34 protein-coding genes are annotated in these 23,007 nt (G+C 65.1%); 12 read left to right on the top strand and 22 right to left on the bottom strand.

Annotated features, from left to right (window positions below; all coding sequences use genetic code 11):
- Positions 1-12: 12 nt before the first annotated feature.
- From AC3WN8_RS03405 to AC3WN8_RS03395, 3 genes are all read left to right on the top strand, one after another.
- Positions 13-906 (top strand): alpha/beta fold hydrolase, encoded by an 894-nt coding sequence (locus tag AC3WN8_RS03405; RefSeq protein ID WP_492667971.1) that lies wholly within the window; start codon positions 13-15, stop codon positions 904-906.
- A 104-nt stretch (positions 907-1,010) separates the two neighbouring features.
- Positions 1,011-2,330 (top strand): dicarboxylate/amino acid:cation symporter, encoded by a 1,320-nt coding sequence (locus AC3WN8_RS03400; protein ID WP_492667970.1) that lies wholly within the window; start codon positions 1,011-1,013, stop codon positions 2,328-2,330.
- A gap of 71 nt (positions 2,331-2,401) precedes the next feature.
- Positions 2,402-4,465, top strand: a complete 2,064-nt coding sequence (locus tag AC3WN8_RS03395; RefSeq protein ID WP_492667969.1) for a S9 family peptidase — start codon at positions 2,402-2,404, stop codon at positions 4,463-4,465.
- A 9-nt stretch (positions 4,466-4,474) separates the two neighbouring features.
- On the opposite strand, the gene AC3WN8_RS03390 is transcribed toward AC3WN8_RS03395, so the two are convergent.
- The 11 genes from AC3WN8_RS03390 to yfiR form a co-directional block, all read right to left on the bottom strand.
- Positions 4,475-5,092, bottom strand: a complete 618-nt coding sequence (locus AC3WN8_RS03390; RefSeq protein WP_492667968.1) for a MarC family protein — start codon at positions 5,090-5,092, stop codon at positions 4,475-4,477.
- The gene (locus AC3WN8_RS03385) at positions 5,089-5,811 is read right to left on the bottom strand and encodes a hypothetical protein (protein ID WP_492667967.1); all 723 of its coding nucleotides are present in this window, start codon (positions 5,809-5,811) and stop codon (positions 5,089-5,091) included. Before AC3WN8_RS03385 ends, AC3WN8_RS03390 begins: the two co-directional genes overlap by 4 nt.
- Positions 5,808-6,683 (bottom strand): bifunctional methylenetetrahydrofolate dehydrogenase/methenyltetrahydrofolate cyclohydrolase FolD, encoded by an 876-nt coding sequence (folD, locus tag AC3WN8_RS03380; protein WP_492667966.1) that lies wholly within the window; start codon positions 6,681-6,683, stop codon positions 5,808-5,810. Before folD ends, AC3WN8_RS03385 begins: the two co-directional genes overlap by 4 nt.
- A gap of 10 nt (positions 6,684-6,693) precedes the next feature.
- On the bottom strand, positions 6,694-6,981 hold the full coding sequence (locus AC3WN8_RS03375) for a DUF167 domain-containing protein (protein ID WP_492667965.1): 288 nt from the start codon (positions 6,979-6,981) through the stop codon (positions 6,694-6,696).
- Positions 6,982-7,272 (bottom strand): YggT family protein, encoded by a 291-nt coding sequence (locus tag AC3WN8_RS03370; protein WP_492667964.1) that lies wholly within the window; start codon positions 7,270-7,272, stop codon positions 6,982-6,984.
- A gap of 97 nt (positions 7,273-7,369) precedes the next feature.
- Positions 7,370-8,272 (bottom strand): acetylglutamate kinase, encoded by a 903-nt coding sequence (gene argB, locus AC3WN8_RS03365; protein WP_492667963.1) that lies wholly within the window; start codon positions 8,270-8,272, stop codon positions 7,370-7,372.
- Positions 8,269-8,904 carry a queuosine precursor transporter gene (locus AC3WN8_RS03360; RefSeq protein ID WP_492667962.1) on the bottom strand — a complete coding sequence of 212 codons (636 nt, stop codon included), beginning with the start codon at positions 8,902-8,904 and terminating at the stop codon, positions 8,269-8,271. The genes argB and AC3WN8_RS03360 overlap by 4 nt, the downstream gene beginning before the upstream one ends.
- Positions 8,905-9,002: 98 nt before the next feature.
- The gene (locus tag AC3WN8_RS03355; protein ID WP_492667961.1) at positions 9,003-9,872 is read right to left on the bottom strand and encodes a 3-hydroxyacyl-CoA dehydrogenase NAD-binding domain-containing protein; all 870 of its coding nucleotides are present in this window, start codon (positions 9,870-9,872) and stop codon (positions 9,003-9,005) included.
- A gap of 69 nt (positions 9,873-9,941) precedes the next feature.
- On the bottom strand, positions 9,942-10,445 hold the full coding sequence (gene yfiB / locus AC3WN8_RS03350) for an outer membrane lipoprotein YfiB (protein WP_492667960.1): 504 nt from the start codon (positions 10,443-10,445) through the stop codon (positions 9,942-9,944).
- A gap of 22 nt (positions 10,446-10,467) precedes the next feature.
- A complete protein-coding gene (dgcN, locus tag AC3WN8_RS03345) occupies positions 10,468-11,715 on the bottom strand; it encodes a diguanylate cyclase DgcN/YfiN (protein ID WP_492667959.1) in 1,248 nt (415 codons plus the stop codon).
- A complete protein-coding gene (yfiR, locus tag AC3WN8_RS03340; protein ID WP_492667958.1) occupies positions 11,712-12,260 on the bottom strand; it encodes a regulatory sequestration protein YfiR in 549 nt (182 codons plus the stop codon). The genes dgcN and yfiR overlap by 4 nt, the downstream gene beginning before the upstream one ends.
- A gap of 160 nt (positions 12,261-12,420) precedes the next feature.
- On the opposite strand from yfiR, the gene AC3WN8_RS03335 reads away from it, so the two are divergent.
- Positions 12,421-12,660, top strand: a complete 240-nt coding sequence (locus AC3WN8_RS03335; protein ID WP_492667957.1) for a hypothetical protein — start codon at positions 12,421-12,423, stop codon at positions 12,658-12,660.
- 22 nt (positions 12,661-12,682) lie between these two features.
- Here AC3WN8_RS03335 and AC3WN8_RS03330 read toward each other — a convergent pair whose 3' ends face one another.
- The 3 genes from AC3WN8_RS03330 to AC3WN8_RS03320 are packed head-to-tail and all read right to left on the bottom strand — an operon-like array spanning position 12,683 to position 14,835.
- On the bottom strand, positions 12,683-13,645 hold the full coding sequence (locus tag AC3WN8_RS03330) for a cation diffusion facilitator family transporter (protein WP_492667956.1): 963 nt from the start codon (positions 13,643-13,645) through the stop codon (positions 12,683-12,685).
- Positions 13,646-13,702: 57 nt separating this feature from the next.
- Complete coding sequence (locus tag AC3WN8_RS03325; RefSeq protein ID WP_492667955.1) at positions 13,703-14,278, bottom strand: DUF2585 domain-containing protein; 576 nt, start codon at positions 14,276-14,278, stop codon at positions 13,703-13,705.
- Positions 14,275-14,835: a DUF1697 domain-containing protein gene (locus AC3WN8_RS03320; protein ID WP_492667954.1), complete on the bottom strand. Its 561-nt coding sequence runs from the start codon at positions 14,833-14,835 to the stop codon at positions 14,275-14,277. Before AC3WN8_RS03320 ends, AC3WN8_RS03325 begins: the two co-directional genes overlap by 4 nt.
- Before the next feature lie 75 nt (positions 14,836-14,910).
- Between AC3WN8_RS03320 and gmk the strand changes: the two genes are divergently transcribed.
- The 3 genes from gmk (at position 14,911) to AC3WN8_RS03305 (ending at position 16,483) form a co-directional block, all read left to right on the top strand.
- Positions 14,911-15,561, top strand: coding sequence for a guanylate kinase (gene gmk / locus AC3WN8_RS03315; protein WP_492667953.1), 651 nt, complete (start codon positions 14,911-14,913; stop codon positions 15,559-15,561).
- 137 nt (positions 15,562-15,698) lie between these two features.
- The gene (locus AC3WN8_RS03310) at positions 15,699-16,262 is read left to right on the top strand and encodes a hypothetical protein (protein WP_492667952.1); all 564 of its coding nucleotides are present in this window, start codon (positions 15,699-15,701) and stop codon (positions 16,260-16,262) included.
- A complete protein-coding gene (locus tag AC3WN8_RS03305) occupies positions 16,262-16,483 on the top strand; it encodes a hypothetical protein (protein ID WP_492667951.1) in 222 nt (73 codons plus the stop codon). Before AC3WN8_RS03310 ends, AC3WN8_RS03305 begins: the two co-directional genes overlap by 1 nt.
- Before the next feature lie 2 nt (positions 16,484-16,485).
- Here AC3WN8_RS03305 and AC3WN8_RS03300 read toward each other — a convergent pair whose 3' ends face one another.
- Both AC3WN8_RS03300 and AC3WN8_RS03295 read right to left on the bottom strand, forming a co-directional pair.
- Positions 16,486-17,205 (bottom strand): extensin-like domain-containing protein, encoded by a 720-nt coding sequence (locus AC3WN8_RS03300; RefSeq protein WP_492668020.1) that lies wholly within the window; start codon positions 17,203-17,205, stop codon positions 16,486-16,488.
- Positions 17,206-17,234: 29 nt separating this feature from the next.
- Positions 17,235-17,987, bottom strand: a complete 753-nt coding sequence (locus AC3WN8_RS03295) for an NUDIX hydrolase (RefSeq protein ID WP_492667950.1) — start codon at positions 17,985-17,987, stop codon at positions 17,235-17,237.
- A 232-nt stretch (positions 17,988-18,219) separates the two neighbouring features.
- Between AC3WN8_RS03295 and AC3WN8_RS03290 the strand changes: the two genes are divergently transcribed.
- The 5 genes from AC3WN8_RS03290 (at position 18,220) to AC3WN8_RS03270 (ending at position 20,291) form a co-directional block, all read left to right on the top strand.
- Positions 18,220-18,669 carry a hypothetical protein gene (locus AC3WN8_RS03290; RefSeq protein ID WP_492667949.1) on the top strand — a complete coding sequence of 150 codons (450 nt, stop codon included), beginning with the start codon at positions 18,220-18,222 and terminating at the stop codon, positions 18,667-18,669.
- Positions 18,666-18,980 carry a hypothetical protein gene (locus AC3WN8_RS03285; RefSeq protein WP_492667948.1) on the top strand — a complete coding sequence of 105 codons (315 nt, stop codon included), beginning with the start codon at positions 18,666-18,668 and terminating at the stop codon, positions 18,978-18,980. Before AC3WN8_RS03290 ends, AC3WN8_RS03285 begins: the two co-directional genes overlap by 4 nt.
- 458 nt (positions 18,981-19,438) lie before the next feature.
- Positions 19,439-19,627, top strand: coding sequence for a type II toxin-antitoxin system HicA family toxin (locus AC3WN8_RS03280; RefSeq protein WP_492667947.1), 189 nt, complete (start codon positions 19,439-19,441; stop codon positions 19,625-19,627).
- Between the two features lie 44 nt (positions 19,628-19,671).
- On the top strand, positions 19,672-20,061 hold the full coding sequence (locus tag AC3WN8_RS03275; protein WP_492667946.1) for a type II toxin-antitoxin system HicB family antitoxin: 390 nt from the start codon (positions 19,672-19,674) through the stop codon (positions 20,059-20,061).
- 20 nt (positions 20,062-20,081) lie between these two features.
- The gene (locus tag AC3WN8_RS03270) at positions 20,082-20,291 is read left to right on the top strand and encodes a hypothetical protein (RefSeq protein ID WP_492667945.1); all 210 of its coding nucleotides are present in this window, start codon (positions 20,082-20,084) and stop codon (positions 20,289-20,291) included.
- 7 nt (positions 20,292-20,298) lie between these two features.
- Here the strand turns inward: AC3WN8_RS03270 and AC3WN8_RS03265 are convergent, their stop codons facing one another.
- The 6 genes from AC3WN8_RS03265 to AC3WN8_RS03240 all read right to left on the bottom strand — a co-directional run bounded on the left by AC3WN8_RS03265 (position 20,299) and on the right by AC3WN8_RS03240 (position 22,920).
- The gene (locus AC3WN8_RS03265) at positions 20,299-20,619 is read right to left on the bottom strand and encodes a hypothetical protein (RefSeq protein ID WP_492667944.1); all 321 of its coding nucleotides are present in this window, start codon (positions 20,617-20,619) and stop codon (positions 20,299-20,301) included.
- A gap of 1 nt (position 20,620) precedes the next feature.
- Entirely contained in the window at positions 20,621-21,427 is an 807-nt protein-coding gene (locus AC3WN8_RS03260) for a hypothetical protein (protein ID WP_492667943.1), read from the bottom strand.
- Positions 21,424-21,654, bottom strand: coding sequence for a hypothetical protein (locus AC3WN8_RS03255; RefSeq protein ID WP_492667942.1), 231 nt, complete (start codon positions 21,652-21,654; stop codon positions 21,424-21,426). The genes AC3WN8_RS03260 and AC3WN8_RS03255 overlap by 4 nt, the downstream gene beginning before the upstream one ends.
- A gap of 2 nt (positions 21,655-21,656) precedes the next feature.
- Positions 21,657-22,043: a hypothetical protein gene (locus AC3WN8_RS03250; RefSeq protein ID WP_492667941.1), complete on the bottom strand. Its 387-nt coding sequence runs from the start codon at positions 22,041-22,043 to the stop codon at positions 21,657-21,659.
- 8 nt (positions 22,044-22,051) lie between these two features.
- Positions 22,052-22,465 (bottom strand): hypothetical protein, encoded by a 414-nt coding sequence (locus tag AC3WN8_RS03245; RefSeq protein ID WP_492667940.1) that lies wholly within the window; start codon positions 22,463-22,465, stop codon positions 22,052-22,054.
- A gap of 203 nt (positions 22,466-22,668) precedes the next feature.
- Complete coding sequence (locus AC3WN8_RS03240) at positions 22,669-22,920, bottom strand: hypothetical protein (RefSeq protein ID WP_492667939.1); 252 nt, start codon at positions 22,918-22,920, stop codon at positions 22,669-22,671.
- Between the last annotated feature and the right edge of the window lie 87 nt (positions 22,921-23,007).

The following is a 23,007-nucleotide window of genomic DNA, read 5'->3' as shown; positions in this document are numbered from 1 at the left end:
GAAGACGGTGCCATGAAGACGGTGATTGGACACCCCGAGATCCTCCCCGGCTTTCGCTGGTACGACGTCGATGCGGACGGCGTGACGATCCGCACCGCGGTCGGCGGTTCGGGACCGCCCTTGCTGCTGCTGCATGGCCATCCCCAGACGCATCTGACCTGGCACAAGGTGGCGCCGGCGCTGTCGAGCCGCTTCACGGTGATCGCGACCGATCTGCGCGGTTATGGCGACAGCGCAAAGCCGGCCGGCGGCGACGGCCATGTCAATTATTCGAAGCGTGCCATGGCGGCGGACCAGGTGGCGGTGATGCGGGCGCTGGGCTTCGATCGCTTCGCCCTGGTCGGGCATGATCGCGGCGCCCGCGTCGCCCACCGGCTGGTGCTCGATCATCCCGATTGCGTGAGCCGGGTCACGGTGATCGATATTGCGCCGACCGCCACCATGTATGCGCTCACCGACAAGGCATTCGCGACGCGCTATTTCTGGTGGTTCTTCCTCATCCAGCCATTCGATCTGCCCGAACGGATGATCGGCGCCGATCCCGATTATTTCCTCGATCGGCACATCGCCGCGCAGATCAAAGTGGAGGGGGCGATGGACCCGCGCGTGCTTGCGGAATATCGCCGCTGCTATCGCGACCCGGCCACCCGCCATGCGATCTGCGAGGATTATCGCGCCGCTGCCGGGATCGATCTCGATCACGATGCCGCCGACGCCGATGCACGCATCGCCGTGCCGCTTCAGGCTTTATGGGGCGCGCAGGGCACGGTCGGCGCCTTATTCGACGTGCTGGCGACATGGCGCGAGAAGGCGGCCGACGTCACCGGCGGCCCGATCGATTGCGGGCATAGTCCGCAGGAAGAGGCGCCCGAAGCACTGCTCACCGCGCTCGACCATTTCCTCTGATCCATGCCGTCGCGGCATGAATGATTTGATCGGATAATCGCATTGGCCCGTCGGGGCGCATCTCTCCAGAGTGCTGCCATCGAAAAATAAGAGCGGGGTGGACGGTGTTGGAGCAGGCGGCAGCCATCAGGGAACGGACGCCGCTCTATAAACGCCTGTACGCCCAGGTGCTCGTCGCGATCGTGCTTGGCGTCGCGCTCGGCTATGGCGCGCCCGATATCGGCGCCAGCCTGAAGCCGCTTGGCGATTTCTTCATCAAGCTCATCAAGATGATGATCGCGCCGATCGTCTTCGTGACGGTCGTGACCGGGATCGCGAAGATGGGCAGCATGCGCGAAGTCGGGCGTGTCGGGCTGAAGGCGCTGATCTATTTCGAGGTCTTCTCGACGCTCGCTTTGGTGATCGGGCTGGTCGTCGGCAATGTCGTCCAGCCGGGCGCGGGGCTCAATATCGATCCCGCCTCGCTCGATACCGCCTCGGTCTCCGGATATGTCGGCAGCGGCGAGAAGATGCATCTCACCGATTTCATCATGCACATGATTCCCAATTCGCTGATCGGTTCGCTGGCCAGCGGCGACGTGCTGCAGGTGCTGGTCTTCTCGATCCTGCTCGGGGTCGTGCTCGCCGGATCGGGGCAGGGCGATGGCCCCATCGTCAGGCTGCTCGACGAAGCCGGCAAGGCGCTGTTCGGCATGATCGGGATCATCATGTATTTCGCGCCGGTCGGCGCATTCGGCGCGATGGCGTTCACCATCGGCAAATACGGCATCGGATCGTTGCAGCAGCTCGGAACGCTGATCCTGTGCTTCTACATTACCTGTTTCGTCTTCGTCTTCGGCGTGCTCGGACTGGTCGCACGGTTCAACGGCTTCAGCCTGTGGCGGCTGCTGGTCTATCTGCGCGACGAGGTCGTGCTGGTCCTCGGCACGTCGACTTCGGAAAGCGCGCTGCCGCGGCTGATGGCGAAGCTGGAGAATCTCGGCGTGGCCAAGCCGATCGTCGGGCTGGTGGTGCCGACCGGCTATTCGTTCAATCTCGATGGCATCGCGATCTACCTGACCATGGCGGCATTGTTCATCGGTCAGGCGATGAACATCGATCTCAGCATCGGCCAGCAACTCGGCCTGCTCGCGGTCCTGCTGCTCACGTCGAAGGGTGCGGCCGCCGTCACCGGTGGCGGGTTCATTACCCTGGCCGCCACATTGTCGTCGACCCACAGCCTGCCGGTCGCCGGGCTCGCGCTGCTGCTCGGCGTCGATCGCTTCATGTCGGAGGCACGCGCCATCACCAACATGATCGGCAATGCCGTCGCCTGCGTGACCGTTGCCAATTGGGAAAATGGCATCGACAAGGCGCGGATGCACGCGGTGCTCGCGGGCCGGGACAGCGATCCGCCGCTGATACCCAGCGAAGCGTCGACCTAGAGCCGATCGCCCCGCCGGTTTCGTGATTCACGGCCAGATCGGCCAATCAAGCGCAAGCAGGGACATATTAAGTGACACATCGCTCCATCGTTTCGCTGCGCAATGGCCTGGCTGCGCTTTCCATCCTGCCGATGCTTGCCTCACCCGCGATCGCGGCGGATGCGCCGGCGGATTCGCTGATTCCGCGCAGCGTGCTCTTCGCATCGCCGGGCTATTGGGATCTGAGCCTCAGCCCCGACGGGCGGCAGATCGCCTATCTGCGCCCGGTCGACGGCGTGCCCAACATCTGGGTCGCGCCGGTTGACGATCTGAAGGCGGGCGTGCCGGTGACGGCATTCACCACCAGGCCGCCCGATTCCTTTCGCTGGAGCGCGGATGGGCGCTTCATCCTGGTCTCCAAGGATGTCGGCGGCGAGGAGCATAGTCAGCTCTGGGCGGTTGATCTGGCGAGCCGCGCGGTCACCAACCTGACCGACAATCCCGACGTCCTGACCAAGATCATCCGCATCTCGAAAACGCATCCCGGCCAGGTGCTGGTCGGCATGAACATCCGCGATCCGCGCTATCACGACGTGTATCTGGTCGATCTGGCGACGGGCAAGCGTACCGAAATCTTCCGCAACGAGGCGCGCTACATCGATTTCATTGCCGATCCCGAGCTGCGGCTTCGGCTCGCGGTGCGCGGCAATGCGGACGGATCGTCCACCTATTTCCGGCTCGGCGGTGCCTCACCCACCGAATTGATGACGATCCCGCTCGCGGCGCTGCGCAATTCGAAGATCGTGTCGCTCGATGCCGGCGGCGTGCTGGAGATGCTCGACAGCCGCGGGTCGGACAAGGCGGCTTTGGTGTCGATGGATCTGGCGACGGGGACCGTCACGCCGCGCGCCGCCGCGCGCGAGGCGGACATCGTCGAGGCGCTGCACGATCCCGTGACGGGGGCGCTGCTCGCGACGCGGGAAGATCCGCTGGTCGGCAAATGGACCGTCCGGTCCCCGGATGTCGCGGCCGAGTTCCAGGCGCTCGAACAGGCATTGCACGGCCCGTTCCGGATCGTGGGGCAGATGCCGGACGGAAAGCGCTGGCTCGTCCTGGAGACCGTCGCCGACCAGCCCGAACGCTATCTGTGGTGGGATCGTCGGGCCGGGACGGCGACATTGCTGGTATCGACCCGGCCCGAGCTTGCGGCGCAAAAACTGGCGCGGCGGATTCCCGTGACGATCGACAGCCGTGACGGGCTGAAGCTGCCGAGCTATCTGACTCTGCCCCGGGCCATATCTGTCGATGGCAAGGGCATGCCGGCCAGGCCCGTGCCGCTGGTCCTTCTCGTCCATGGCGGGCCCTGGCTGCGCGACGACATGAATCTCGACCAGCAGCATCAATGGCTCGCCGATCGCGGCTATGCCGTCCTGTCGGTCAATTTCCGCGGCTCGGCGGGCTTCGGCAAAGCCTTCATGTCGGCGGGCGACAGGCAATGGTCGGAAACCATGCACAATGATCTGCTCGATGCGGTTCAATGGGCGATCGACAAGGGCGTCACCTCGCCCGGCACGGTGGCGGCATTCGGCCTGTCCTATGGCGGCTATTCGTCGCTCGTGTCGCTCAGCTTCACGCCCGATCGTTTCCAGTGCGCCGTCGACATGGCCGGGCCTGGCAATCTCAAGCGGCTGCTGTCCGAAATGCCGGCCTGGTGGACATGGCAAAGGCCGCAATTCGTCAATCGCGTCGGCAATCCCGACGATCCGGCGGGGGCGGCCGATCTGATGCGCCGTTCGCCGCTGTCGCGGGTAAAGGACATCAGGCGGCCGTTGCTGGTGACGGTGGGGGCGAACGATCCTCGGGTTCCGCCGATCCAGTCGCAGGAAATGGTCGATGCGATGAACGCGTTGAACAAGCCGGTGACTTACGCCTTTTATCCTGACGAGGGGCATGTCTATGCCAAGGATCGGACCAACATCTCGTTCGCGGCGGTTGCCGAGCACTTCCTCGCCAACTGCCTGGGCGGGCGGGCGGAGCCTTTTGGGCATGATCTCGAGCGATCCGGCATGGATCTGAAATCGGGCGCGCAATTCGTGCCCGGCCTGGTCGAGGCGCTGCGTGCGGCTGGAGAGCGGATCAAACCGTCGACGAAATGAGCGGACGCTTCAGCTGAAGCTGGCCCTGATCCCGTCGATCACGAACTGCGCGGCCAATGCGGCGAGGATGACGCCGAGCAGGCGCGTGACCACCGTCTCGACGCGGTGGCCGAGCAGCCGCATCAGCGGACCGGCGAGCAGCAGTGCGATCAGCGTCAGCAGCAGGATGACGCCGAGCGCGCTGAGCACGACGATGCTTGCCTCGATGCCTTCGCTGCGCGCCATCATCAGCATGATCGACGCGATCGAGCCCGGTCCGGCGATCATCGGGATCGCCATCGGGAAGATCGAGACATCCTCGACCGGCGCCTCCAGGACTTCCTTGGCGCGCTCCTCGCGGCGCTGGGTCCGTTTCTCGAACACCATTTCGAGCGCGATCAGGAACAGCATGATCCCGCCCGCGATACGGAAACTGTCGAGGCTGATACCGAGCGCGCCGAGCAGCTTTTCGCCGAACAAGGCGAAGACCACCAGGATCAGCGCCGCCACCACGACCGCGCGGATCGCCATGGCGCGGCGATGCGCCGCGTCGGCGCCCGTCGTCAGGCTGGCAAAGATCGGTGCGCAGCCCGGCGGGTCGATCACCACGAAGAAGGTGACGAGCGCGGAAACGAACAATTCGATCATCGGACACCCACCGTTTCGTAGAGGACGAGCCGCCAGCCATCCTTGCCGCGCCATTGCCAGAGCTGGAGATCGTGCGCGCCGGGCTTGCCCGCGATGGCATGGACCCGCACGCTCATGCTGGCATCGCCGGACTGGAACTCACGAATGAGGCCGGTCGTGGTGAAGGCGGGCAGAGCGGTCGCGCCGGTCTGCGGCATCGCGCCTTCAAGCTGGACGACGATGTCTTTGGCGAGATGCGCTTTCAGCGCATCGTCCCCCGATGGCGGCGCCTTGCGGTCTCCGTTGGCGCAGTCGGCAACGACCTCCTGCACTTTCGCGCCGGCGGGTATGAATCCGGGCGTGTCGCGGCCGTGATCCATCTGCCAGCGCCATTGCGCCTGGCCGTCGACAATGTCGCGATGCCAGATGGTGGTGAAGCTGCCCGTGGCCCCACCCGCTGCGCGGATCCATGGTCCGGTGTTCACCGCCAATGTCCCGTCGCACGAGCGGAAGGACAGGCGCGGCCACCACATCACCGGAACGGGCGGTTCGGTACGATCCTTGAGCCATGGGCCGGCGGGCACCGGCTCGGGCGTGAAGAGGATGGCCTTGTCGCTGGCGAAGGCGCGGAAGGCCGCCCATTGCCCTTCGGCCTGCGCCGTGGCGGCAAAGGCGCGCTCGGCCTCGGTCGCGGTCTGCGGTGTCCCCGCCGCAAGCAGCGCGAGGACGGCGGCGATCACAGCGCGCCGGCCTCATAGGCGATGCCCGCATTGCGATGCGCCGCGACCAATGTGTTCCTGAGCAGCACGGCGATGGTCATCGGCCCGACGCCGCCGGGCACCGGGGTGATCGCGCCCGCCACCGGTGCGGCCGAGGCGAAATCGACGTCGCCGACCAGTTTGCCGTCGACGCGGTTGATGCCGACGTCGATGACGGCGGCGCCGGGCTTCAGCCAGTCGCCCTTGACCATTTCGGGCCGACCGACCGCGGCGACGACGATGTCGGCGCGGCCGACCAATGCCGGCAGGTCGCGGGTGCGCGAATGCGCGACGGTGACGGTGCAGCTTTCGCGGATCAGCAATTGCGCCATCGGCTTGCCGACGATGTTCGATCGGCCGATCACCACCGCGTCGAGCCCCGACAGATCGCCCAGCCGATCCTTGAGCAGCATGACGCAGCCGAGCGGCGTGCAGGGCACGAAGCCCTCCAGCCCGGTTGCGAGACGTCCGGCATTGACCGGGTGGAACCCGTCGACATCCTTGTCGGGCGAGATCGCGGCGATGATCGCATTCTCGTCGATATGCGCGGGCAGCGGCAGCTGGACGAGGATGCCGTCGACCGCGTCATCGGCATTGAGCGATTCGACCAGCGCGACCAGCGCGTCCTGCGTGGTTTCGACCGGCAGGCGATGTTCGAAGCTTTCCATGCCCGCGGCGATCGTCGCCTTGTGCTTGGACCGGACATAGACCTGGCTGGCAGGATCCTCGCCCACCAGCACCACGGCAAGGCCGGGTGCGCGTCCGGCGCGTTCGCGGAATGTGGCGGTGTGCAGGGCGACGCGTTCGCGCAACCCGGCTGCAAAGGCTTTGCCGTCGATGATCTGAGCGTTCATGCGCGGTCCCCTACAATGTCTCCAGCAGCGAGGCCAGATGCGCCGGGTCGCCGGACAGGCGGACGCGCTTCAGTCGCGCGGTCTCGCCCGACAGGATCGTCACGCTGCGTCTGGGCAGGCCGAAATGGCGCGCCAGGAATTCGACCAGCGCGGCATTGGCCGCGCCATCGACGGGCGGGGCGCGCAAACGCACCGCCAGCCGTTCCGCATCGCCGGGGCCGATCGAATCCTTCGACCCGCGCGGCGTGACCTTCACCGACAGGATCGCGCCTTCGGCATCGATACGCCAGGCAGGCAATCAGGCCAGCGATGCCGCGATGTTGGGAATGACGATGTTCATCAGGATGTAGAGGATGAGCAGCACGACCAGCGGCGAGAGGTCGAGCGCACCCAGATCGGGCATGAGCCGCCGGATCGGATTGTAGAGCGGCGCCGTGATCCGATCGAGCGCGTAGAGCACCGAGCGGACGAAGTCGCTGCTGGTGTTGATGACGTTGAATGCGACCAGCCATGACAGCACGGCCTGGATGATGATGATCCACCACAGCACATAAAGCAGGAAGGCGACGATCGAGAGCAGAGTGAACATGCGTGTCCTCTTGTGAACCGGTGCGAACCTAACGCAAGCCGCACGAAATGTGAATCGCGCTGCTTGCTCCGAATCCGTGTGATCGTATCGTTTCGGCTCAGCGATGTACCAGCGTGCCTGCGCCCTGTTTCGTGAAAATCTCGATCAGCATCGCATGCGGCACCCGGCCGTCGAGGATGACGGCGGCATCGACACCGCCCTCGACCGCGGTCACGCAGGTCTCCAGCTTGGGGATCATGCCGCCGCTGATCGTGCCGTCGGCGCGCAACCCCTCGATCGCGGCCGGGTCGAGATCGGTCAGCAATTGCCCCTGTTTGTCGAGCACGCCGGCGACGTCGGTGAGCAGGAACAGGCGCGCGGCGCCCAGCGCCGCCGCGATCGCGCCGGCCATGGTGTCGGCATTGATGTTGTAGGTATGACCATCGGCGCCGACGCCGATCGGCGCGACGACGGGGATCATGCCGGCATTGGATATCGTGTCGAGCACCAGACGGTCGATCGCAGCGGGCTCGCCGACAAAACCGAGATCGACGACGCTTTCGATGTTGCTGCCGGGGTCGCGCGTGGTCCGCGTGACCTTCTCGGCGCGGACGAAGCCGCCATCCTTGCCCGAAATGCCGACCGCGCGGCCGCCCGCACCGCCGATCCAGGCGACGATCTCCTTGTTGATCGCGCCGGACAGCACCATCTCCGCAACCTTCGCGGTTTCGGCATCGGTGACGCGCAGGCCGTCGACGAACTGGCTCTCGACCCCCAGCTTCTTCAGCATCGCGCCGATCTGCGGGCCGCCGCCATGGACGACGACGGGATTGATGCCGACGGCTTTGAGCAACACCACATCCTCGGCGAAATCGCGCGCCAGTTCGGGGTCGCCCATGGCATGGCCGCCATATTTCACGACGAAGGTCTGGCCGGCATAACGCTGCATATAGGGCAGCGCCTCGGTCAGCGTTTCCGCTTTGATGAGCAAAGCGGGATCGGGGGCGTGGTTGCGGGTCATTCGGGGGTCTTTCCATCGAGCCGCCGGCCAATGGCGACGAACAGGGTGATCAGGACGGGAACCAGCACGATCGACAGCACCACCTTAGTCAGCATCTGTCCCGCCATCAGCCCCAGGATCGGGCGTTCTCCGAGGAAGGAGATCGAGATGAACAGCAATGTGTCGATCACCTGCGAGACGACGCTGGCGATGATTCCGCGCAACCAGACGAGCTTGCCCTCGCCGCGCGACAGGCGTGAGAAGATCAGCACGTTCAATGTCTGGGAAATGCCATAGGCGATCAGCCCGGCGATCATCATCCGCGCGCTCTGGCCGACGACGATCGGAAAGGCGTCGATTGCCGGCGGATACATGTCGGCGTCGTGGGGCAGCGCCATGACGATCTGGATCAGCGCGGCGGAGACCAGCAGCGGGACGAAGCCCAGCCGGACCAGCGAGGTCGCGACTTTCTGACCATGGAGTTCGGTGATCGTGCTGCTGATCACCACCAGCAGCAGAAAGGCGAAGATTCCGGCCTCGACGGCCAATGGTCCAAGCGCGACCTGTTTGACTCCGAGCACGCCCGCGACGGTGACCATGCCGCCATAGAGCACCGAAAAGACGAACAGCGAACGCGGCATCGAAACGGTCATGATCTTTCCCGGCCCCCACGAGCAATTGGTCCGCATAGCGCGTGGGGGCCGGGCACAAAATAAAAAAGGCTTGAACCCGACTCCGTTGCAGCGGACGTTCAGCGCGTGGGCACGGGCTCGTCGCCCGAATAATCGTAGAAGCCGCGTCCCGTCTTCCGGCCGAGCCAGCCGGCCTCGACATATTTGACGAGCAAAGGTGCCGGGCGGAATTTCGGATCGCCGGTGCCCGAATGGAGCACGCGGCAAATCTCGAGGCAGGTATCGAGCCCGATGAAATCGGCCAGGGTGAGCGGGCCCATCGGGTGATTGAGCCCGAGTTGTACCGCCGTGTCGATATCGCGGATATTGGCGACGCCCTCGCCCAGCGCAAAACAGGCTTCGTTGAGCATCGGCAACAGGATCCGGTTGACGATGAAGCCGGGCGCGTCGTTGGCATGCACCACTTTCTTGCCCAGCGCCTGAGCATAGCGCTCGACGATGCCGACGGTCTCGTCGGCGGTGGCGAGGCCGCGGATCAGCTCGATCAGCCCCATCAGCGGCACCGGATTGAAGAAATGCACGCCGACGAAACGCTTGGGATCGGGCGAAGCCTGGGCCAGCCGCGTGATCGGGATCGAGGAGGTGTTGGATGCGAGCACCGCCTGATGACCCAGCACCTTGCCGACGCTCTCGAAGATGACGCGCTTCACCTCTTCGCGCTCGGTTGCGGCTTCGATCACCAGGCCGGCCGAGGCCATCGGTACGAAATCGGCGACGGGCTCGATGCGGGCCAGCGCCTGATCGCGCGTCTGGGCGTCGATCTTTTCCTTTTCGACCAGCCGGCCGAGCTGTTTCTCGATACCGGCCCGGGCCTTTTGCGCGATCTCGAGCTTCGCATCGGCCAGATAGACGTGATAACCGGCCTGCGCCGAAACCTGGGCGATGCCCGCCCCCATCTGCCCCGCGCCGATCACGCCAATCGCCTGCATCGAAAATCTCCCGTTTCGGATTCGATGCCGCTCCTAACGCTCCGCGATCTATTGGGCCAGACGTCGCGGTCAGGATGACGGAACGATAATCACCACACGGCGGTTCTCGGCGCGGCCGGCGGCCGTGCGGTTGGTTTCCAGCGGTTGGCTCTTGCCCAGGCCGATGGTGGTGATGCCGTCATCCGGCAGGCCGCCCGAGATCAGCGCGCGCGCCACGGCATCGGCGCGCTGACGCGACAGCCGCTGGTTGTAACTGGCCGTGCCCGTCGCATCGGTATGTCCCTCGACGCGCAGGCGGACGATATCGACCGCACGGAGCGCCCGCGCGATCGCGGCGATCCGTTCCGCCTGCGCCGGCACGAGCCGGCTGCGATCGGTCGGAAAGAGCAATCTGTCCGCCATGCCGAACTGCCATCCGTCGCCGGCTTCGGAAAAACCCTGCTCGCGCAGTACGGCGATCTGCGCCGGCGTCAGGCCGGCGGGTATCGCTGCCGGCGCCGGGCGGGCGGCGGGTTGGCAGGCGGCGAGCGGCATGAGCGCCATTGCGGCAATTGCGGAAAGGGTCTTACGCATACGTTCCCCTGACGAATTGTCTCTAGCTGGGTTGATTCTGGATGGGGCGGATCGGGATCGGCGCGTTCTGGACGGCCTGTTTCTGGCCGTACATGGCGGCGTCGGCATGGCGCATCAGCGCTTCCACGCTGCGGCCATTCTCGGGGAAGACGGCGATGCCGATGCTGAGCCCCGCGTCGACGGCGCCGCCGCCGGGCAGCTGGACCGGATCGGCCATGGTGATCGCCAGTGCGGCGGCGGCGCGTTCGGCCTCGCTGCGTCCGGCGCAGGATGCGAGCAGGATCGCGAATTCGTCGCCACCCAGGCGCGCAGCGGCGTCACCGGGGCGCAGGCGCCGCTTGATCCGCGCCGCGACCTCGATCAGCACGGCGTCGCCGCCGGCATGGCCATGGGTGTCGTTGATCTCCTTGAACCGGTCGAAATCGAGATAGAGGATCGCGAACCAGCCTTCGGCGGCGGTCGCCTCTGCCGCGGCGCGCGCGACCTGAGTCTCGAAAGAGGCGCGATTGGCCAGGCCGGTCAATGCATCATGCGTCGCGCGATGCGCGAGGGTCTCGTGCTCGGACCGGATATGCGCTTGCCACGCTTCGAGTTCCTCGAGCAATGCGTTGAAATCCTGCCCCAGGGCATCGATCTCGGCGATCTCGGCGCGCGGCGCCCGCAGCCCGAATGCCCGTCGCGCGCGCACCGCATGCGCGGTACCCGCGATGGCGCGCAGCGGATGGACGACCTTTTGCTGAAGGCGGCGGGCAAGGAAATAGGATGCGATCGCGGTGATCAGCAGACAGGCGATCATGCCCGCCAGCCCACGCCCGACAAAGCGGACCAGCCCGCGTGCGTCGGCGCGCAGCCGGACCTGGCCGATCACACTGCCCTGATGCTTGATCTCGGCCGTGATCGGCTCGGGAAAGAGCAAGGTTGCCGCGACATGTTCCAATATGTGGCTCGCGCCTCCGTCGTTGCGGCGCCAGCCGGCCATGAGCCGGCCATTGGTATCGTGCACGCTCAGTTCGGCCACATCCTCATTGGCGGCGAGCGGGGCGATCCCCTCTGCCGCGGCCACCGTGTCGCCGAACACCAGTGCGGCTTCGACCGTATAGCTGGCCGACTGGGCGACGAGCGCGAGGTTGTGCTGCGCATAGCTGCTGACCGCGACCATCCCGGTCAGCAGCACCGTGATTCCCGCCAATCCCACCGCAACGAGCGTGACGCGGAAATGGACATTGGCGAGGACCTGGCGGAGCGTTGGCAGGGGTTTTCCGGTGCTCATGCCCGACCGCCCCGCCGCGAGAGCAGCAATACCTTGGGATCGATCCGCACCGTCGATCGCGAAACCGCGTCGAGATTGAGCTCGAACGCGACGGTGTCCGACGTGACGTGGAGGCAGAACATCGCGCCGGCGCGACAGGTCTGATCGTCCTCGTCGATCGTGACGACCGCCTGCCCCCGCGCCGAGATCAGCAGGCGCTGTCGCTCGTCGGCGTCGATCCGGCCCAGATAGAGTGCCCTGCACCCCTCGGGCGTGACCGACGGACCGGCGAGCCTCAATATTTCGGTCCGATGTCCGGGGCGGGACGGCATGGCCGCCAGGTTTCCGGCGAAACGTGGTGCGCCGGCGACGCACAGGCGAAGCGTTCCTGCGTCGGTTGGCCAGCGCGCATAACTCAGGATCCCGCCGACGACGCGCGCGACCGCAAGGTTTCGGCCCGTCGCGCCTTCGGGCACGGGCGTCTGAAGAAAACCGATCGGCATGGCGTGAGCAGGCGCCGAAAGCGTCGGCGGCAGCAACATCATCAGGAACAGAAAAGTACGCAAAACCAACCCCTGACGGAGCAAGACCGGCTCCGCGCGGCGACTAAACGTCATTGCCCCGCCGGCACTGTCTAGCCGTACGGTGCGCGCAAAGCCATAGGTGTAACGAAAGCGAAGGAACTCTGCGGTCGCTCGTCGCATTGTCCAGGGTAAGGAGACAGGCATGATCGGTAAAATCATCGGCGCGCTGGTGGGGCGCGAGATCGACAGGCGGAATGGCAGTTCGGGATTGAAGGGCGCGGCGATCGGCGCGATCGCGATGGGCGGGCTTCGCCGGCTGGGGCCTTTGGGGCTCGCGCTCGGCGGCGCCTATGTCGCCAAGAAGGCGTTCGATCGGCGCCGCGCCGCGAAGCAGCCGGATACGGTGTCGCCGGACACGCCCGGGCAGGACGGGCAGCGATAACGGCCGCCGACGATATGGATCGTCAGCGGCAGTGCGCCTCGTCGCATTTGCCGTGCTGGCCGGTTTCGACCTGGATGGTGACATGGTCGATGCCGAATTTATGTTTGAGCCGGTGGCGCACTTCCTCGAGGAAATCGTCGCCGGGATGACCGCGCGGGATCACGATATGCGCGGTCAACGCGACCTCGGTCGTGCTCATCGGCCAGATGTGGAGATCGTGGACCTTGGTGACGCCAGGTGAGATCAGCAGCTCGATCTCCACCTTGTCGCGATCGATCTCGCCGGGGACGCCGGCAAGCGACATCGTCACCGAATCGCGCAGCAATCCCCAGGTGCCCCAGAAGATGACGAAGCAGATCGCGACGCTGACCAGTGGATCGATCCAGGCCGCGCCCGTGTAAAGGATCACCGCACCGGCGATCACCACGCCCGCCGAGACCGCGGCGTCGGCGGCCATGTGGAGATAGGCGCCGCGGATGTTGAGATCGTGATCGCGTCCGCGCATGAAGAGCATCGCCGTGCCGCCGTTCACGAGGATGCCGATCCCCGCGATCAGCATCACCGTCGCGCCGGGCACGGGTTGCGGATGCGCGAAGCGCTGCACCGCCTCGAGTGCGATCGCGCCGATCGCGATCAGCAGCAGCAGCGCGTTGATCATCGCCGCCAATATCGTCGATCCGCGCAGGCCGTAGGTGAAGCGCTTGCTCGGCGGCCGCTTGGCGAGCGTCGCCCCGCCCCAGGCGACGAGCAGACCGATGACGTCGGACAGATTATGCCCGGCATCCGCAAGCAGCGCCATCGATCCGGTGGTGAGGCCAGCAATCGCCTCGGCCGCGACGAACAGGATATTGAGCGCGATGCCGATCGCGAAGGCGCGCCCGAAATCCGCCGGCGCATGGGCATGGCCATGACCGTGCGAATGGCCGGCATGTGAATGCCCATCATGCGAATGTCCGCCATGCGAATGCGCGTGATCGTGAGCCATCGAATCGAACTTAAACCGGATTCCCCACGATATGCTAGGACATCGAGACCAGCGGTTTCAGCCGGCGCCTTGCCACGTCTTGATCGCCTCGATCGGCCAGGCGAGCATCAGCACGTTGAGCGTCAGATTGTCGCGGATCACCCAGAGCGTCAGCAGTTCGAAGCCGATCGCGAGCGCAACCGTCACCCCGACGGGCGCGCGACGGGCAAAGGCGAAGCCCAGCGCCATCCATGCCACGTCGGCGACCGAATTGATCACGCTGTCTCCCGAATAGCCGAGCGCCATCGTCGCATCGCGATAGCGGTTGATGATGATCGGCGAGTTTTCGAGTATTTCCCATGCCGCCTCGATCGCGACCGCCAGGATCAGCCGTTCGCCGGGCGGGCGGCCGCGCATGACCAACCAGCCCAGGCCATAGAACAGGAAGCCGTGGATGATGTGGCTGGGCGTATACCAGTCGGCGATATGCTGGCTGTTCCCCGAATCGAGCGCGCCATGCCACAGTTCGACGGTGCCGCAGGCGCAGATCGGCGAACGCCCCGCCCAGATCAGCACGCCGGCGGTGATCGCCAGGATGAGTGCAACCGCCGCCCAATGGCGCGCACCGATGTCGCGGATCGAGGGGGCGTTCATGCCACGGAACTCTTCGATCTGGCCTCGATCATGTCCTGCAGTTTCTGCACGGTGTTCCAGTTGCGTGCCGTCACCGTCGATCCCGCCAGCCTATCGAACAATGCGGGCGTGAGCTTGGATCTGGCCACGCCGCTGCTGCCGAAATCCACCCACAGGCCGTCGCCGACCAGTTCGATCCGTTCGCCGTCCTGCGCCCGTTCGCGCAATCCTTCGACCAGGCCGGATTTCAGCGGTGCACGCGCCAGGCAGAGATGGACCATCTTGGGGATCGCCGCGGCGTCATCGGCGAACGGATTGGCGTCGCGATAGGCTTTCCAGTGCCGCGCATCGCGCAGAATCACGTCGGCGAAGAAGCCGAAGCGATCTTCGATCGCCTTTTCGAGTTCAGTCGCAACCGCCTCGGCCGCGCCCTTTGCCCCGAAGATCAGATTGCCGCTCGCGACATAGGTCTCGGGCGCTTCATGGCCGAGTGTCTCGGCCAGCGCGCGCAGCTCTTTCATCGGCATCTGGCGCTTGCCGACGTTGATCGCGCGCATCAGCCCAACGAATATCGGCATTCGGCATCCCCCTGGCCCCGCACGCATTCACGCACGCATTATTGACGCGGCGCGCTCCCCACGTCACTAGCGGGCATGATCGATCCCATCCAGTCAGACCCGCATGGCTTCAAGCGGCGGGGCGTACTCTTCGTGCTCTCCTCGCCCTCGGGCGCAGGCAAGTCGACCATCGCGCGCAAGCTGCTGAAGGCCGATCCGAGCCTTGCCATGTCTGTCTCCGCGACCACGCGCCCGATGCGGCCGGGGGAAAAGGATGGCGTCGACTATCACTTCGTCGATGTCGCGAAGTTCAAGGATATGGTGGCGAACCATGAATTCCTCGAATGGGCGCATGTCTTCGGCCATCGCTACGGCACGCCGCACGCACCGGTCGAGGAGATGCTGGCCAAGGGCCGCGACGTGCTGTTCGACATCGACTGGCAGGGCGCGCAGCAGCTTCACCAGATCGCCGGCGGCGACGTCGTCCGCGTCTTCATCTTCCCGCCCTCGCTCGACGAACTCGAACGGCGCCTGCGCGGCCGCGCGACCGACAGCGCCGAGGTGATCGAGGCGCGCATGTCGCGCGCGGCGGCGGAGATCGCGCACTGGGACGGCTATGATTATGTGCTCGTCAACGACGATGCGCAGAGCTGCTTCGAGTCGGTGAAGACGATCCTCGAAGCCGAGCGGCTGAAGCGCAGCCGCCAGACCGGGCTGATCGGTTTCGTCCGCTCGCTGACCCGCTGAGGGAACGTCCTGCACGCCTGATCGGTTGAACTGGAACGAGCATGCTCGTTGCGGATGGACCGTTCCCCATTCGCGCAGTGCTCTGGTCAATCATGGCGCGGCATCCTAGTCTCGCCCGATCGATAGGGGAGGCCGATATGCCCAGGATGCTGATTGGCTCGTTTGCGGCGGCGATCGCGATGTTCGTCACCGGCTTCATCTTCTTCGCGACGCCCTTGTCCTATCTCGCTTACGGCTCGGCGGACGTCCCGCAACAGGCGGCGGTCCAGCAGGCGCTTGCCGCCAATCTGCGGAGCACGGGCACCTACACCATCCCCTCCGCCGCGACGGCCGAAGGGGCGGTCATGTACGGCAAGGGGCCGATCGCGACGGTCCATTATAATTCGGGCGGTTTCGGCGTTGCCGATCCGGGCGTGCTGATTTCGGGCTTCGTTCATGAACTGATCGTGGCATTGCTGCTGGGATTCGCGCTGCTGACCGTCGCCGCGCGCGACCCGAAATCGGGCACGCGCGCGAAACTGGTGATCCTTTTCTCCGTCGCCGGTGGCGTGCTGGCGCATCTTGGTGAGCCGATCTGGTATCACCACGACTGGCCGCACTTCATCTATCTCTTCGTCGGCGACACCGCGATGCTCGTCGTCGGCGGACTCGTCATCGCGCGCTGGTTCCTGCCGCGCCCTGAACCGGGAGTTCCCGCCTGATGCTCAATATCGTTTCGCTCGTTATCGGCGCGATCGCGCTGGTCCTGGCCGTGTTCGCCTTCATTCCCCTGCTCGGCTGGGCCAACTGGTTCATCATCCCGGTCGCGGTGATCGGTGCCGGTATCGGCGTGCTTTCGCGCAGCACCGCCGGACGCAACCTCAATCTTGTCGTGATCGGTATCGGCGTGATCCGCCTGATGCTGGGCGGCGGGATCTTCTGAGTTCAACGACAGGGACGGCGGCTCATGGCGCCGCGATGCGCCTGGTCGATATGCAGATGGTCGGCGTGCGCGGCGTTATAGTCGGGCGACAATACGGTGGAGAACAGTTCACAGGCGCCGTCGCGGACCGTGCGTAGAAACTCGGCTTTCTTCTTGTCGCCCTTCCAGTCGCGCAGCACATTGATCACCGTGCCGTCCGCCAGCCGGAAGCCGGCGATATCGATCGCGTCGGCGGTGGAGTGCTGGCTCCAGCTCTTGCTGCCCGCGATATGCCGGCAATTCCAGGTGCCAAGATGGTCGATCGCGTCGACGCGCTGTCCGAAGATGCGCCGTGCTGCAGGCTGGACGATATTCCATTCCCACATCGCCAGTCCTGCCGCGACCGGACAGGCCATGCGCGGGTTTTCGGGCAGCAAGGTGATCCGCCGCGCTCCGCCGGCCAGCTTCAGCCCATCCTCGACCAGGCATTGGTCCGCGCCAAAGGGCGGAATCGCGTCGTAACGGGCGCCGGCGCGGTCGAGCAGCGCGCGGCACAAGGCCGGTTCTTCGGTCAGCGCCGCGATCTTGCGGCCGGTGAACAGTCCGACCGGCTGCCCCAGGTCGAGCGCGGTCCAGGGCACATCCTGCGGTCGCGCGCGCGAAAAGGCGTAAAGGCCAAAAACGAGTGCGATGGCGATGGCGGCGAGGATCAGCGTCTGGACCAGGCGGCGGGTTTTGCGCATCGACCGGCGGGACCTGCGCTTCTTGCGCATCAGCCTCGCCATACCTCGCCCAGCGGCTGTTCGGTGACTGGATAGCCGAGATCGTCCGGGATCATCAGATAGGGGCCGCCTTCCCGCTGGTCCACCCAGGGACGGATCAGCCGGACCGGAAAATCCGCGCTATGGGCCACGGCGGCGTCGAAATCCGGGCATTGGGCAAGCCGCTCCAGATTGCGCCAGGTGGGGAAAATGATGCGTGCTTCGCCATGCCGGGCGAGATCGAGCACTGCATCGGCATGGGCCCAGAAGACATGCGTGTTCTCGCTGGCATCGACGGTCGGCTCGGGCGCGTTTGCGGGCAGGCGTGCGATATAGAAACGCGTGTCGAAGGCGCGCGTCTCGCGGAAATTGGGGCACCAGCGTGCCCAGGGGACGAGCATGTCGAGATCGAGCCGCCAGCCGCCGCGTGCCAGCGCATCGCCGAACGACACGCCCTCGACCATCGACTGGCGCAAGGCCGCGACGGCGTCGGGATCGGGCGCCGGATCGAATCCGATCGCGATCCCGCTTTCCTCGAGAGTCTCGCGGATCGCGGCGATGCGCGCCGCGGCGTCTTCAGGATCGGCGGCGTCCCCAGCCAGCAATATGTCTTCGGGATCGACCCGCCCGCCGGGAAAGACCAGCGCACCGGCGGCGAAGCGCATCGCGCTCGCACGCTTGACGATCAGCAACTCGGGTGGTGCGGCATCGCGATCGCGGAAGACGATCAGCGTTGCTGCCGGGGTCGGTTGTTGGTCGGTCATGCCCCCGAGCTAGGCTCGGCGATGCGCTTTGGAAAGGGGGGTGGTGGAGCTGAGGGGAATCGAACCCCTGACCTCTGCAGTGCGATTGCACTGGTCGGTGGGGTTTTCCGCCATTTTGTCCCTAAACCTCGTCACTTTTGGCGGAACAGGCATGGAACATCGGGCAATTTGCGGACCCAGTGCGGACCCAAATTGCCCGCGCTATAGTCAATAACGACTCGAAGGAGATCCCATGATCATCAATCAACTTTCGCGGCTGTCGGCAATGGTCGGCCACGTCGTGTCCACCCACCGAGGCGGCGGCGCGGGTGAGAAGAACGTGCAGCTAACGCTGTCCGACGGCAGCACCACAACGGTCAAGGCAACCGAATGGGACGCGGCACTGCGGAATACCGTCCAGCACATGACCCCGGCGGCCGTCGGAACCTTCCTTTTGCATCCGTACAGCACCGACGAAGGAATCGGCGTCCAGCGAGATCCGGTTATCGCGTGGGCGCTGAGCTATGACGGCTTCGTCTACCCGGTCACGGCGGAAGGCGTGAACGAAGGGGACGGCGAGGATAAGACCATCCTACACGCCGACGGCTCTGTGACTTCGCCGCAGCTCGCATCCTGGCCGACCTATGATTTGTGGCTTCAGGAAGTCCGTGAGGCCAAATCGAATGAGGCTGCGCCGGCATGACCGACATCCCTCTCTACGACGCGATGCTTTGCTGGGATCGCGCAGACCGGACGGCGAAGATCATTCGCCATCCGGATCGGACACAGAAGAGTGCGGCTTATCAGTCGAGCGTCGGCGCATGCTTCAGCGGCTGGCGCGACATGGACGAACGCGGCCGCAAGCTGCAGTTCATGATCGACCTTTGGCACATCGTCGCCTTCCACGACATCCCGCACGACGTCGCGCACCAGGCGGCGCTGGTCGTACCCGAGTATCGCGACATGCTGGCGTTCGACTGCCTTCCGCCCGAGTATCAGCACGAACGCGACTGAGCTGTCCGGACTGTGAATGAGATCTGGGAATATCGCTACGTCACGCCGATCCGGAAAGGCCGCTGGCTCCGCACTCAGCGTGAAGCCGAGGACGCGGCGATAAAGGCGGGCGGCGGGAGCCGCGTTCGGAACGGCGCATTCTATGCCGACGTCTTCACCGAGATCGAGCGACGCGAAGCAAAAAAAATAGCGCCCCGAGCCGAAGCCCGGAGCGCCACAGGAATGATCCTGGAATAATTTCGTCCGTTTTGGATCCGACCCGATCCGACTAGTGAATCGACCTCACGCATTTCCGCCAATTCTTCGAAATCGGAATACCGATAACGGCAGAAAAGCAGGGGATCCGACGAGTGAATCGAATTATGGGAAAATCCCATGATTGTGTATATGTTGTGTAGAAACCGCTTGCGGCTTGTGTCGTCGTTGTGTATAGAATACACACAGAGGGAGACGAGACGATGACGAGCCGGGAAGTGATCAGGAAGATTGAGGCGCAGGGCTGGTACGAAGTTCGCCAGCGCGGAAGCCACAAGCACTTTCGCCACGACACCCGGCCCGGCACCGTCACCGTCCCGCACCCTAAAACAGAGATGTCGATCGGAACGATCAAGAGCATCGAAAAGCAGAGTGGGGTGCCCCTTCGGTAAGGGGCATCCGATACAACCAGTTCAGCGCCAGGAGGGCGAGCAACATGGCTACCGTATTCTATCCCGCGATCGTCGAGCGTGCAGGCGCTGGCTTCAGCGTCTTCTTTCCCGATCTACCCGGCCTTACGTCGGCAGGCGCCACCGACGACGAAATCGTCCGCAACGCCGAGGAGGCCCTTCAAGGTCATCTTGAGGTGTCGGCCGAGCACGGCGACGATATTCCCGAACCGTCGTCCCTGCTGGTGATTGAGCGTGACCCCGAGGTCGACGAGGTGGCGCGGATCCTTGTTCGAGCTGAGATGCCCGGCCGCGCGCTGCGCGTCCAGATTTCGCTGGAGGAGGGGCTTCTCGCCCGCATCGATCGCGTCGCCAAGAACCGCAGCGGATTTCTCGCAGACGCCGCGCGCGCGAAGTTGGCGGGCATCGGGGCGTGAGCATCCCCCACGGATCATTGATGATCGAAGCCGAATGGAACCGCATCGCCTATGGCGAACCAGTGCTGAACGTGCGTTTCAGGGCTCCGCGCGGCGATGGGACGCTGCATGACGAGGAAACCCTGATGATCCGGGATCAAGCGGAGGCAATGGCCGTTTTGGAGCGACTTCGATCGCACGGCGAAGACCCATGGGACGCGGCTGCATTTGCATTTGACGCGGAGCCGTGACCGCCCGCTAGATTTCCTCGGGCGGCATGAAGATCGTTTCGTTCTCCAGCAACGCGAAGGGCAGGCCGTTGAGGAACGTGACCAACCCCGGCGCATAAGTGATATAGGCGGGATCATTCACGATCCGCACCGGCGCCACATACATGCTCGACAGGGCGACGGGATCGCCCGGATCGAAGCCCGTGGCGCTGTCGTTCAGGTTGATGCCGACACCCGGATTCGCGGTATTGACCGGCAGCGGCATCACGCTCGCTTCCTCGTCGTCATCCAGTCCCATTGCCGTCACCCGATCCGCGGCATCCATGATGAAATAATTCTGCGTACCCATGTCAAACGGCTCCTATGGCGGTCATGTAGGTGTTGAGAGCGGCGTAGAAGGCGGCCATTTCCGCATCGGTCAGATACGCCCCGAAGTGGAAGGCCTGAACCCGGCGGGTGCTCCAATTGCTCGGCAGGTTCGAGATGTTCGCGATTGCGAGACAGAAGAAGTCGCCGCCGATCGCAAGCCCGGAAGCATTCTGCGCGAGCGTCGTCGGGGTCGCGCTGTCCTTCTTCGCATTGAAGTTCGTGGGATTGTTGCGCGATTGGCAAAGCCACCCCACGGACGTGTTGGCTGGCAGAGGGAACGACACGCCAGACGTCTGGTTCGATCGGATAGCTGCTGCCGATGTGCTGGCGAGTCCGACGAGAAGGGCGCGCGAGTGTCCGCAATCCCATTGCGTCGTCACGGGGACATTCGTCCCGATCCAGACGCCCATATGGCAATTGATTTGCGTATATTTCGGACTGGGCGAGGTGTTCGGGCTGAAGCCGGTCGACAGATATGACGAGGCGCCGTCGCCGGTGTAGCCCCTGTCCGTCGTGAAGGTCGGCGAATTGGCGGGAGACTCGTTGTACGCGTCCGCCACCCAATTGCGCCGCGCGGCCTGGGCGTCGTGCGCCGCGTGGATGTAAAGCGCATCCAGCTTCGACCACACGCCAGCCGCCTTCAGTGCGACAATCAGCGCGTTGATCTGCCCCTTGCGGATCGTATTGGGCTGGCTGGTGAACCGCGCGAACAGCGCGGCGGCTGCCGAATCATAGGACGGGCCCGAAGGGCGCCGCGATAAGAGCGACAGGTCGACCGCGAGCTTCACTGGACCGGCTCCACGGTCAGCTTGATCATTCCCCGCACCGTACCGGGCTCGATCGCAATGACAGTGTGCTCGATACCGTCGATCGTGCCGATCGCCCCCACCTTGGTCGACCGCCGCAGGTCGAAGAAAGCCACCTCAAGCCCGCGCCGCCCGACCGCAACGCCAGCCTCGCCCTCATAGGTGCCGAATTTCACCGGCACGCGCCGGCCATTGTCCACCCTGCTCATGCTTACTGCTCCACGACTTTGATCAGAATGGTGCGCTGCCGGCGACGGCGCGGGCTTGAGGTCGTCCAGATCGTCGCCTCGATCGGCAGCGGCACGGGGGATTGAAAGGCCGAATTGCCCAGAAAGGAGGGATCGACGCGCGCCCAAAATTTGATGATCGTCGGTTCGTTATTCTCGTCGTCGACGATCATGGGGTCGGGCCAGTCAGGATCGCCCTCGATGATCTCCAGGCCAAGCGCGACTGCCTCGGCGCCGAGTGCGAGCGTCCAGTCGGCATCGTCGATCCCCTCGCCATCCTCAAGGACAGGGTCGAACGGGATGCCCCAATCGAGAATTTCAGACGGGTCCATCGGATCCGCGATGGTGACCGCAAGTGCTGGTATCGTCACAATGCCTCCTACAGATTTGCGGTGCGGCCGCTCGCGCGGCTCTCGGGCAGCTCCGCCATCCGCGCGGCGGCCGAGTTGTCGGTCAGCCCGGCCGTGCGCCCGGCAAAACGGTTGACCGTCAGGACGGCGAGACGGCCCGGCGGCGTTTCTGCAACGACGGTTTCGCCGCCGCGCGCGGTGGGCGCGGAGATCGTGAAGCCGGGCAGCGTACCCGCCGCCCCCACATCAACGGTGACGGTCGCAACCGGCGCGGAAATGGTGAAACCCGGCAGCGCGGCGGAGACATTGCCATCACCGATCGCGACCGCCGATATTGCGGAGATCGTCAGAGAAGGCAGCGCAGCACCGGCGGACACGTCGACCGTCACAACTGCCGCTGGCGGGGAGATCATCAGGCCCGGCAACGCGGTCGATGCGCCCACGTCCGCCGTCGCGGTGGCCGTCGGAGGTGTAACGGTCTGACCAGGCAACGAAGCGTCGGCATCGACGTCCGGGCTGCTGTACGGCGTATAGGTGATGACGATCAGTCCACCGCCGCCAGCTCCGCCCGGAGCGCCGCCTTGGAGGCTGCCAGCACCGCCACCGCCACCGCCTCCATACTGGCCACCCGGTGCACCATTGCGGCTCAGTGCGTTCGTGCCAGAGCCGCCGCCGCCGCCTCCCCCAGATCCGTGCGTACCCCACTCAGCGCCAGGCGCACCGGCCTGGGCGGCGGAGACAGCGGACACCGCCCCTGCACCGCCAGCGCCTCCCAGCCCTCCACCGGCCGCGCCGCCATTGCCGCCGCTGGGGCTGGCGCCAGGTCCACCCGGCCCGGCCGCGCCGGCGCCCCCTTTTGCCGTACCGCTGCGATCACCGCCGTCATAGGCAAGATCACCAACACAATCGGTTGCGAGTGCCTGCGCTGTGTTCGTTGGCGCCTTGGCCATCACCGTGCCGGAGCTGACAAACCAAGTGTCTGCCC

The organism is Sphingobium sp. FW305-3-2-15-F-TSA7, assembly GCF_058787155.1.
The sequence above is the reverse complement of the archived record's forward strand: the minus strand, read 5'-3'. Positions and strand labels throughout refer to the sequence as shown.

Coding starts and splice junctions, on each gene's coding strand:
- AC3WN8_RS03405 (WP_492667971.1), top strand. CDS start 13: ATGAAGACGGTGATTGGACACCCCGAGATCCTCCCCGGCTTTCGCTGG.
- AC3WN8_RS03390 (WP_492667968.1), bottom strand. CDS start 5,092: ATGATCGAATTGTTCGTTTCCGCGCTCGTCACCTTCTTCGTGGTGATC.
- folD (WP_492667966.1), bottom strand. CDS start 6,683: ATGAACGCTCAGATCATCGACGGCAAAGCCTTTGCAGCCGGGTTGCGC.
- AC3WN8_RS03370 (WP_492667964.1), bottom strand. CDS start 7,272: ATGTTCACTCTGCTCTCGATCGTCGCCTTCCTGCTTTATGTGCTGTGG.
- argB (WP_492667963.1), bottom strand. CDS start 8,272: ATGACCCGCAACCACGCCCCCGATCCCGCTTTGCTCATCAAAGCGGAA.
- AC3WN8_RS03360 (WP_492667962.1), bottom strand. CDS start 8,904: ATGACCGTTTCGATGCCGCGTTCGCTGTTCGTCTTTTCGGTGCTCTAT.
- AC3WN8_RS03355 (WP_492667961.1), bottom strand. CDS start 9,872: ATGCAGGCGATTGGCGTGATCGGCGCGGGGCAGATGGGGGCGGGCATC.
- yfiB (WP_492667960.1), bottom strand. CDS start 10,445: ATGCGTAAGACCCTTTCCGCAATTGCCGCAATGGCGCTCATGCCGCTC.
- dgcN (WP_492667959.1), bottom strand. CDS start 11,715: ATGAGCACCGGAAAACCCCTGCCAACGCTCCGCCAGGTCCTCGCCAAT.
- AC3WN8_RS03335 (WP_492667957.1), top strand. CDS start 12,421: ATGATCGGTAAAATCATCGGCGCGCTGGTGGGGCGCGAGATCGACAGG.
- AC3WN8_RS03330 (WP_492667956.1), bottom strand. CDS start 13,645: ATGGCTCACGATCACGCGCATTCGCATGGCGGACATTCGCATGATGGG.
- AC3WN8_RS03325 (WP_492667955.1), bottom strand. CDS start 14,278: ATGAACGCCCCCTCGATCCGCGACATCGGTGCGCGCCATTGGGCGGCG.
- AC3WN8_RS03320 (WP_492667954.1), bottom strand. CDS start 14,835: ATGCCGATATTCGTTGGGCTGATGCGCGCGATCAACGTCGGCAAGCGC.
- gmk (WP_492667953.1), top strand. CDS start 14,911: ATGATCGATCCCATCCAGTCAGACCCGCATGGCTTCAAGCGGCGGGGC.
- AC3WN8_RS03310 (WP_492667952.1), top strand. CDS start 15,699: ATGCCCAGGATGCTGATTGGCTCGTTTGCGGCGGCGATCGCGATGTTC.
- AC3WN8_RS03305 (WP_492667951.1), top strand. CDS start 16,262: ATGCTCAATATCGTTTCGCTCGTTATCGGCGCGATCGCGCTGGTCCTG.
- AC3WN8_RS03300 (WP_492668020.1), bottom strand. CDS start 17,205: ATGCGCAAAACCCGCCGCCTGGTCCAGACGCTGATCCTCGCCGCCATC.
- AC3WN8_RS03295 (WP_492667950.1), bottom strand. CDS start 17,987: ATGACCGACCAACAACCGACCCCGGCAGCAACGCTGATCGTCTTCCGC.
- AC3WN8_RS03290 (WP_492667949.1), top strand. CDS start 18,220: ATGATCATCAATCAACTTTCGCGGCTGTCGGCAATGGTCGGCCACGTC.
- AC3WN8_RS03285 (WP_492667948.1), top strand. CDS start 18,666: ATGACCGACATCCCTCTCTACGACGCGATGCTTTGCTGGGATCGCGCA.
- AC3WN8_RS03280 (WP_492667947.1), top strand. CDS start 19,439: ATGACGAGCCGGGAAGTGATCAGGAAGATTGAGGCGCAGGGCTGGTAC.
- AC3WN8_RS03275 (WP_492667946.1), top strand. CDS start 19,672: ATGGCTACCGTATTCTATCCCGCGATCGTCGAGCGTGCAGGCGCTGGC.
- AC3WN8_RS03270 (WP_492667945.1), top strand. CDS start 20,082: ATGATCGAAGCCGAATGGAACCGCATCGCCTATGGCGAACCAGTGCTG.
- AC3WN8_RS03265 (WP_492667944.1), bottom strand. CDS start 20,619: ATGGGTACGCAGAATTATTTCATCATGGATGCCGCGGATCGGGTGACG.
- AC3WN8_RS03255 (WP_492667942.1), bottom strand. CDS start 21,654: ATGAGCAGGGTGGACAATGGCCGGCGCGTGCCGGTGAAATTCGGCACC.